This is a genomic window from Pseudomonas sp. ES3-33 (assembly GCF_000952175.1).
Lineage (GTDB): Bacteria > Pseudomonadota > Gammaproteobacteria > Pseudomonadales > Pseudomonadaceae > Aquipseudomonas > Aquipseudomonas gregormendelii.
Map to the genome: position 1 here is coordinate 127,990 of NZ_JZRI01000008.1, position 7,875 is coordinate 135,864.

Consider the following 7,875-nt stretch of genomic DNA (forward strand, 5'->3'; position numbering starts at 1 on the left):
TCCTATGTTTTTAAGCTATGGCTAAGATTTCTTGTTCTACTTCATTGACTGTTTGTTGGCTAGCGCCCGCCATGGCCTCTTCTAGTATCGACTTGATGGCCAGCCCAATCGCTCTAGCAAGGTAAGGAGGGACAGCGTTGCCCACCTGCGTATAGCGCGGGCATTCTTTAGTCCGCTGGCTACCACCCGTGGTGAATTTGCCGCGGAACTGGAACCAGTCGGGAAACGACTGAAGGCGCGCAGACTCTCGTACGGTCAATATTCTGGGCTCGCTGTAATGGAGCACGTCGTCGGGCAGTGTTGTTATTGTCGGTGCTGGGATGCCCGCTCGCATCAGGCAGATACGGTGCTTCTTGAGACCATACTTTTCCCTTTGGGCCAAGTTCATTACAACACCCTTAGCGCACTCGGGGTCCTGAATGATCTTCATGAACCGTTCCCTGATCTCGGGCTTGTGTTTTGCTAGGCGTACGCTGTCCATGGAGCCGTCGCCCCCCTGATGCATAAGGGTTTGGTAATGTGTCCGAGGACCTGCATAGGCGAGCTCTAGGAAGCCGGTGCGAGAAGAGGGGTCAGTGCATGGCCTGGTCCCTGTGTGCTCTGCTTCCAGATCAGAAATGGCGTCCCAAGCGCTGACCATTTCTGGAAGGCCGAGCTCCTCCAGTTGCTTGATCCTGGCGTCCTCTAGTAGCTCAAATGCCCGGGAGGCGCCGCCATGAAGATGACGAGCAAGATCCTTGCGGACCCCTATTACAATTAGGCGTGGGCGCTTCTGCGGTACTCCAAAGAGTGACGAGTCCAATATTCGACCAAGGACCTGGTAGCCAACGCTGTCCAAGCTTTCGACAAGCTTGTCGTAATAGGACTGGGGCTTCGATGGGAAGCCATAGTCTTTCCAGGTTTTGGCTTGATGCGCGACCTTCATGCCCGGTACGTTTTCCAGAACAAGGGCCGCGGGTTGAATGGCCTTGACCATTTCCACGTACTTCTCGAACAGTTTGTTTCGTGGGTCGGATTCCAGTCGCTTTCCAGCGAAACTGAAACCTTGGCAGGGTGGACCTCCTGCAAGAACATGCACTTTGCCCCTGAGCTTGGAAAGCTCAAGTGGATGCCGCTCGAGAATTTCGTCGATACCCCAGGCCTTTTCCTCCAGCCAATCAGGCCAGGCGAACTGGGGCACAGGTACATTACGCCCTTCTATCAGGTTCGCAGACAGTGTGGAGAAGGCCATTTTGTCGCGTTCGACGGCAAATACTCCATTAATCCCTGCGAGCGAAAGACCAAGCGAAAGGCCTCCGCAGCCCGCAAAAAGATCTGCAAACATTAGCGGTTGCCCGGGGGCGGGTAGCGGGGGGAAGGTCTCGATTTTTTTCATGGGCTCCTGCCCGGATATGGCTGTGTTCAGGGGAGGGAGCGTCTCGCGAAGCCCTTGGCTATCACCAATGTGGGCGGCCCGATGATGGTATTTTTTTGCCATCGATGCTAGAGGCTTACTCGGCAAGCTTTCCAGAGGTGGGTCGATAGGCGTCGAACCGGCAATAGTGATGGATAATGGATTGCCCCGCAAGCAAACGCAATGGCTCGCGTCGACTATGCATCGGCAGCGTTTCAAATTTCCGGTTCCACTTATGTGGTTGAATTCGTCGAGAAAATTTGCCTTGGATAAATTCTGGATATCGTCTGGAACACACATGATTGAGCTCCATGAGCCCGTATTAACCGGGCTATCTACAATGAGTTAGCACAAGCCAATGATCTCGTCCGGCGAAAGCAGCTACCACGACATCGCCTATTCGAGACTTGATGTGGTTGCAGCTGTGTCTATACGAGCCAAGGCAGGGGTAAAATCGTTAACTGTGTTTATGTACAGTATCTGTGCTAGGTGGATTTGTGCAAGCCATGTTCGTCGAAGGGGTGGCGCGCGGCGCATCCATCTGGGCATACCGTCTTGCCCCGGGCTGGGCGCATTCTTGAATGACCTGGGTCTTGAAGGATTTGGAGTAGGAATGGCGCTGTAGCGGCATGAAAGACCAGCTTAAAAGGTTAGAAATGGTATCCGCCTCTATTAGGGGCACCATCGCCTTTGGCGTTGGGGTCAGGAAGATTTGTTGGACGGACGCATACGAAACCAGTCATAGAGGTGTGGTTGGGCATCCTCTGGCTATGGTGTTATTTCTCCAGAGTTGAATTGGATTGTAATCTATAGCACTACTGGGTGGTTTTGGTTCTAGAACGGCTGTAGTGCAGTAGGGTAGATTCTCGGTATTGGTAATATGCTTATATACATCGCTATATTTATGCATAAGCTAACTCTGTAATTTACGTCGTGCGTAGATCCGCTGCGCGGGTTGGTAGGTAAATGGTTGTCTGTTATGTTGCGTCGCTTATTGTGGCTAGTTCCATTCAATGGTCAGTTTAGGGTGTGTCGATTTATCTAATGAAGAAGTCTGGCTGCTTGGTTCTCACCAAGCAGCTATGTATGTTCTATCTGTCTCGGCAGGATAGATAAATTTAGTGTTGTAAAAAATTACTTAAGCTCACTCCGATATGTATTTAACTTGTCGGAGTGTCAGTCATGAAGCGTCATCCAGGGAATTCTAATCTAACGCTCTGTCGTGAGGATCATTACCGGGGACAACCTATACAGGTGAGTAAGGGGCCTTTCGTGCGAAGCTACCTAAGGTGTCTTGATTCGGTGGTTTGTCGAGCACTCGATGAATACTCGCGTGTTTTCGCCTTCAGGTGTGATCTGCGCTTTCCCGCTGCTATAGAGCTGCCCGACTACCTGTACACGAACGAGGTGATAGGCCGCTTCTTGGAGTCATTTAAAGCGAAAATCAAGCACAATCGATTAAAGGCTGGTATTTCGAGAAGGTATATCCATAACACTAAGGTTCGGTATGTTTGGGCGAGAGAGTTAGGATGCTTGGGTAAGCCTCATTACCATGTCCTAATTCTGCTCAACCGAGATGCGTTCACTGCATTTGGCAAGTTTGAGCTAGGCAGGGAGAATATCTTCAATCGCCTTGTGGAAGCCTGGGGCAGTGCTCTGAGGTTGTCACCCGATGAGTGTAATGGATTGGTACATATACCGGCTAACCCTACCTACCACCTAGACAGAGATGACGAGCGGGAGCAGCGTGAGCTTTTCTTCAGGGCGAGCTACCTCTGCAAGGCCGCTACTAAGGCCTATGGGGATGGTCAGCATGGGTTTGGATACAGTCGAAGCTGAGTAGCGGGTTGCTATTGATCTGTCGATGGGTAGGGATGCATGACAAAAAACAAGCTGAACTTCATTGAAGCTTACCGTGCCAATGACTGCTTCGGCATCGACCAGAGTAAGTCTGTCGGACGGAGTAACTAGGCCAACCTTTATGGGTTACAGGTAACCTCGTTCGGCAAACGACACGCATCCTTCAACGCCCACGACTACATGATCCAATATCCGGGTACCAACCATGTTAAGGGCGTTCTTCAGGGTGGTGGTCAGCGTACGATCGGCTTGACTTGGTTCGGGGTCACCGGAGGGATGGTTGTGTACCAGGATCACGGCTGCAGCATTGTGCTCTAGGGCGATTTTCACCACTTCTCTTGGATATACGCTGGCGCCGTCTAGGGTGCCTCTAAACAGCTCGCGGAAACCGATAACCCGGTGCTTAGTATCGAGCAACAGCAGCGCAAAGACTTCATGCTCATGGTATTGCAGCAGTGTTTGAAGATGGCTGAATACGTGCCGAGGCTCGGTCAGTGTCTGGCCTTTAGACAGACGACTCATCGCAAGTTGTTGCGCCATCTGCAGGATGTCGGCCTCAGTGACTGGTGATTCCATGACATAGGTGCCGGTTGTTTCACCGGCTATGAGCTTGTGATATTTCATGAGCTATTCCTGTGCAGCATAAAAAATGCCCGGCCAGCAGCAGCTGACCAGGCGCTTTCATAGTTGAGTAGGTGAGTGGGCTAGGCGGCGAGTTGCAGTGCTGCGTTCAGTGCGCGCTCTTTGAGGGCTGCGCCGTTACCGAACCACGCAGAATCCATCCGGTATTCATTACTGCGTGCACGGCGCTCGTGATCGACATACTCCGTCACGGCGTTGAGCAAGCCCCACGCAGTTCCTTGGGCTGACTCCAGCGTGGCGCCGCGACCTTGGCCTTCGTACAGGCTTTGCACCTTACGCAGTGCTCGCTCATTCGGCAGGGCTTCCGGCAACGGGCTGTGCGGGTTGACATCGCAAAGCACATTCATGAAGAAGCCTATGGCTTCATGCCATTGCACTTTGCGTTCAGCCAGTGCACGCATACGGTAGATAAACTCATCCCACTGGGAGACGGCGATGCCGAGTTGCTTTTTCACCGCCAGTGGATCAAAGCGAGTGTTGTGCGGCACCTTGATCGCGCGGGTAGCGTCGTTCAGGGAGATGGTCAGGGTGTTGTTACAAACTACACGCACGGTGGTCGGGGTCGCGGTGGTGGCCAGCGTACCGTCACAGGAGGTGGCTAGCAGCAGATAGCCATTCACCTGATCATTACCCTTCAGCACGGTTGTCTGCCCCGTCCTCGCCAGAGCCCAGAACTTGCGGCCACCTTTGAGTATCCCAGCTGTTTCCAGCTCGTAGCCGGAGACCTCAGTCAGATCCCGGTAGAACTCCAGCACCTCACGGGGTTGCACAACTTGGTAACGGTTGGAAACCACCGACAAGGGGGCTTTGGTGTCGGAACGAAACAGCACCTTCTGTTCCGGAAAGGAGTGAATCGTGCCCAGGTTGCCGACGGTGTCGGCCTTGAAGTGCACAGGACTTTCCTGAATCTGCCAGTTCATGCCAGCTTCGCGCTGCCAAACTTCCAGCGGTTGTTTTTGCGTCAGGCGGTTACCCACGCCATGCCAAGGAATAGCGCCGACGTATGCCATTTGTTCGACGAGATGAGTCATGGGAGTGATTCCTTTGGGTGCGTGCCGGCATAAATGCTGCGCATCGCGCAGCACTGGCCGAAGGATGTTGTAAGAGGATTAGGTCGGCAGATTGAAACGGTGACCGCAGATCAAGCAGAGGTTGTTGAAGAGCACATGGCGATCGAGCTTTTCTCCGAGCTGGGCGCCGAGGGCGCAGCCTCCGATGCCTCCAGCAAGTCCGCCGAGAATGGCCCCTGAGACAGTGCCTAGGGTGATACCAATTGGACCGGCAAGAGCGCCGACAGAGGCGCCGACCTGGCCACCAGCAAGCGCGGCGCTTACTCCGCGAGCGGCACCGCCCACCGCGCCTACTGTGGCAGTGATTTTCGTAGCTGTTCTTAACGATACGATTTCGGGGGAATTACAGCAGGGGCACTTCAAAGACATGATTCTGAGCTCCATGGGGCGGATGTCATGGCAGTGATGTGTGACTGAATTTTCTTTGAATGTGATCCTACGGGTACCGACTACCTAGCTACCGCTGCTATTCGTAGCAGTAGTAGCAGCTACAGTTCAGCTTACGAGACTTGTCCTGGAGGCTGGTCATTGTTTCTAGATCGACTTGTGTCGCTCGCGTCAAGAGGTCTACTTGAGTAAAAAATTACATTAAGCAGATGGTCAAATGACCCAAGGGGATAGTTATAGATTCACTCATCGATTAGGAACTTGAGGCAAAAACGATGAGCGTAACGGGCATGACAAGCTGTGTTTCTAGGGTGCTGAGGTTGAAACATGTACAGGAGCGAGTTGGACTGGGTAGGTCCACAATTTACGATCGGATGAATCCGAAGTCGCCAAGGTATGACAGTACTTTTCCCAAGCCGATCAAGCTGGGCATCGCTGCGATAGGTTGGATTGAGGTTGAGATTGATGCCTGGATTAAATCAAGGGTTACTGCTGGATGGAGGAGCGCTTCAGGCCTAGTTGTGCCTGAGATCGGGAAATCTGCGGGATGCGACAGCGACAATCAAGGGACTGAAGAGGAGGTGCAGCAGTGAGTATCCTCCTGAATACCGTGAGGCTTCATGAGAGTCTACCGAGGGTAGGGGCACGCTTTCCGCGCTTTGTTCCTTGCGCCCTACTAGCCGCTGCAGTTAATGAGGCGGAAAAAAATGTCCAAGCCCCGAGGGCGTTAATATTCTCAGGCGCGTTGACGGCTATTTCACTGGCGTGTCAGGGGCTAATAGATGTTTGCAAACCAACTGGTCAGTGTGTCCCGACATCCTTGATGTTGTTGTCAATAGCTGGGTCGGGTGAGCGAAAGTCGACTGCGGAAAATGTTTTTCTAGGTCCAATTCGTGAGTTTCAGTGCTTGGAGTATAAAAAATACCAAGAGGCTATTGTCGAATGGAATGTTCAGCTAGAAGTTTGGAAGGAAAAAAGAAAGATAGTCTTAAAGAAGATAAGCAAGAATACAGATAAAGGCATTAGCTCCAGCGAGGAAGTGTCGCTTTTGAGTGCGCTTGAAAAGTCGAAGCCTGTAAAGCCAAGGCAATACAAGATGGTTTATGATGATGCGACATCAGAGGCTCTGTTCTTTGGTCTGCATAATAATCTTCCATCTGCTGGGTTAATATCGAGCGAAGGTGCCGGAATTCTTAATGGTGGGGCACTGAATGATCTGTCGAAGCAGAACTCATTGTGGAGTGGCGACTCTATAGCAGTTGATCGTGTTTCTGTTGAGAGTTATCAGGTTTCAGATTCTCGCTTAACTGTATCCGTTATGCTGCAAGAGTCAGCATTTAAAGACTATATGGAACGTCGTGGCGAAAAAAGTCGTGGGTCAGGGTTATGGGCTAGGTTTTTAGTTTGTCATCCTGATTCGACGCAAGGTACTAGGACAATAGGTGATGACACATTGTCGTGGGAGAGGTGTAATGATTTTTCTGCGCGTATTGGCGAATTGCTTGTCCTGAATCGGGCATTGTTAGACTCTCCGAAAAAAGAGAGGTTAACTGTGCATTTTTCTCAGGAAGCCAAAGAAAGGTGGCGGGATGTTTTCAATGAAATAGAAACAGGTATTGTTGAAGGTGGCAGATTTGAGGGCGTCTCGGATCATGCTTCAAAACTGGCCGACAATATCGCTAGGGTTGCGGCATTGTTGCACTTTTTTGAAGGCGGACAGGGGGGTGTTTCGTGTGGAACGCTAGACTTTGTTGTTGATTTATGCTGCTGGTACTCAGATCAATTTTTTCAGATATTTGTTCCTCCACCACAAGAAAATATTGATGCGGATGATTTGTTGGAGTGGCTGTGTAGTTATTTTGGTAAGAGATATGGCGAGATCAGGAAGAATAAAATTCTTCAGTATGGGCCTGGCAAGTTAAGAAATAAGCTTCGTCTAGAGCGTGCTTTGGATGTGCTTAAGGAAAGAAGGTTGATTGATATTGTTAGGCATAAAGGAGTTAATTACATTGATTTGATTTGAAGTGTAAAGTAAGGCTCTTTCATTGTGGTTGGCTATGCGCCGTGTTGATTTTTACGGCGCTAGTGGTTGAAGCGTGATTCAGCCTTCTGGTGAATCAAAAGCCTTGGCGACATCTTTGTTTTCGTGAATAAGGGTTGTCAGTTTATGTATCAGGTCTTCCATGTTGCTGGGGGTGGGGATGTTGCTTTCGTTAGCTATTATCGATAACTCACTAGCGATGTTGTGTGCTGCGTCGTAAGCGTTTCGCCAACCTTTTTTGGGTCTTTTTTTCGAAAGTAGTGTTATGACTAATTTTTCAAGCTCTAGTGCGTTTTGTGCTTTTTGACGGCCGCCCTTTTGGGCACGTTCAGTTTTTTTATGGTTTATGGGGTCTGTGAGCCCGGCGTGATAGGCTAAGTAGTGTTTGGCTTCTAGTAAAGCAGCCCAGGCGTTGTTTTGTAGTTCGTGTTTTATTGAGTGTTGAGCTGCGGCTGTATATATACTGTCTCTTATACACATCT

8 protein-coding genes are annotated in these 7,875 nt (G+C 50.7%); 3 read left to right on the plus strand and 5 right to left on the minus strand.

Annotated features, from left to right (window positions below; all coding sequences use genetic code 11):
- Positions 1–10 precede the first annotated feature (10 nt).
- Positions 11–1,693: a DNA cytosine methyltransferase gene (locus tag UB23_RS01315; RefSeq protein WP_236695814.1), complete on the minus strand. Its 1,683-nt coding sequence runs from the start codon at positions 1,691–1,693 to the stop codon at positions 11–13.
- Between the two features lie 882 nt (positions 1,694–2,575).
- On the opposite strand from UB23_RS01315, the gene UB23_RS01320 reads away from it, so the two are divergent.
- A complete protein-coding gene (locus UB23_RS01320) occupies positions 2,576–3,232 on the plus strand; it encodes an inovirus Gp2 family protein (protein WP_045057529.1) in 657 nt (218 codons plus the stop codon).
- Between the two features lie 147 nt (positions 3,233–3,379).
- Here the strand turns inward: UB23_RS01320 and radC are convergent, their stop codons facing one another.
- The 3 genes from radC to UB23_RS30050 form a co-directional block, all read right to left on the minus strand.
- Positions 3,380–3,877: a RadC family protein gene (radC, locus tag UB23_RS01325; RefSeq protein WP_045057530.1), complete on the minus strand. Its 498-nt coding sequence runs from the start codon at positions 3,875–3,877 to the stop codon at positions 3,380–3,382.
- 80 nt (positions 3,878–3,957) lie between these two features.
- Positions 3,958–4,926 carry a DUF932 domain-containing protein gene (locus UB23_RS01330; protein ID WP_045057531.1) on the minus strand — a complete coding sequence of 323 codons (969 nt, stop codon included), beginning with the start codon at positions 4,924–4,926 and terminating at the stop codon, positions 3,958–3,960.
- Positions 4,927–5,004: 78 nt separating this feature from the next.
- A complete protein-coding gene (locus UB23_RS30050; RefSeq protein ID WP_082069105.1) occupies positions 5,005–5,334 on the minus strand; it encodes a hypothetical protein in 330 nt (109 codons plus the stop codon).
- A gap of 308 nt (positions 5,335–5,642) precedes the next feature.
- On the opposite strand from UB23_RS30050, the gene UB23_RS30545 reads away from it, so the two are divergent.
- Together UB23_RS30545 and UB23_RS01345 are read left to right on the plus strand one after the other, a co-directional pair.
- Positions 5,643–5,945 carry a helix-turn-helix transcriptional regulator gene (locus UB23_RS30545; RefSeq protein ID WP_082069106.1) on the plus strand — a complete coding sequence of 101 codons (303 nt, stop codon included), beginning with the start codon at positions 5,643–5,645 and terminating at the stop codon, positions 5,943–5,945.
- On the plus strand, positions 5,942–7,375 hold the full coding sequence (locus UB23_RS01345; protein WP_052672958.1) for a YfjI family protein: 1,434 nt from the start codon (positions 5,942–5,944) through the stop codon (positions 7,373–7,375). Before UB23_RS30545 ends, UB23_RS01345 begins: the two co-directional genes overlap by 4 nt.
- A 78-nt stretch (positions 7,376–7,453) precedes the next feature.
- On the opposite strand, the gene UB23_RS29710 is transcribed toward UB23_RS01345, so the two are convergent.
- A partial coding sequence (locus UB23_RS29710) for a hypothetical protein (protein ID WP_045057532.1) occupies positions 7,454–7,875 on the minus strand: 422 nt, incomplete at its 5' end.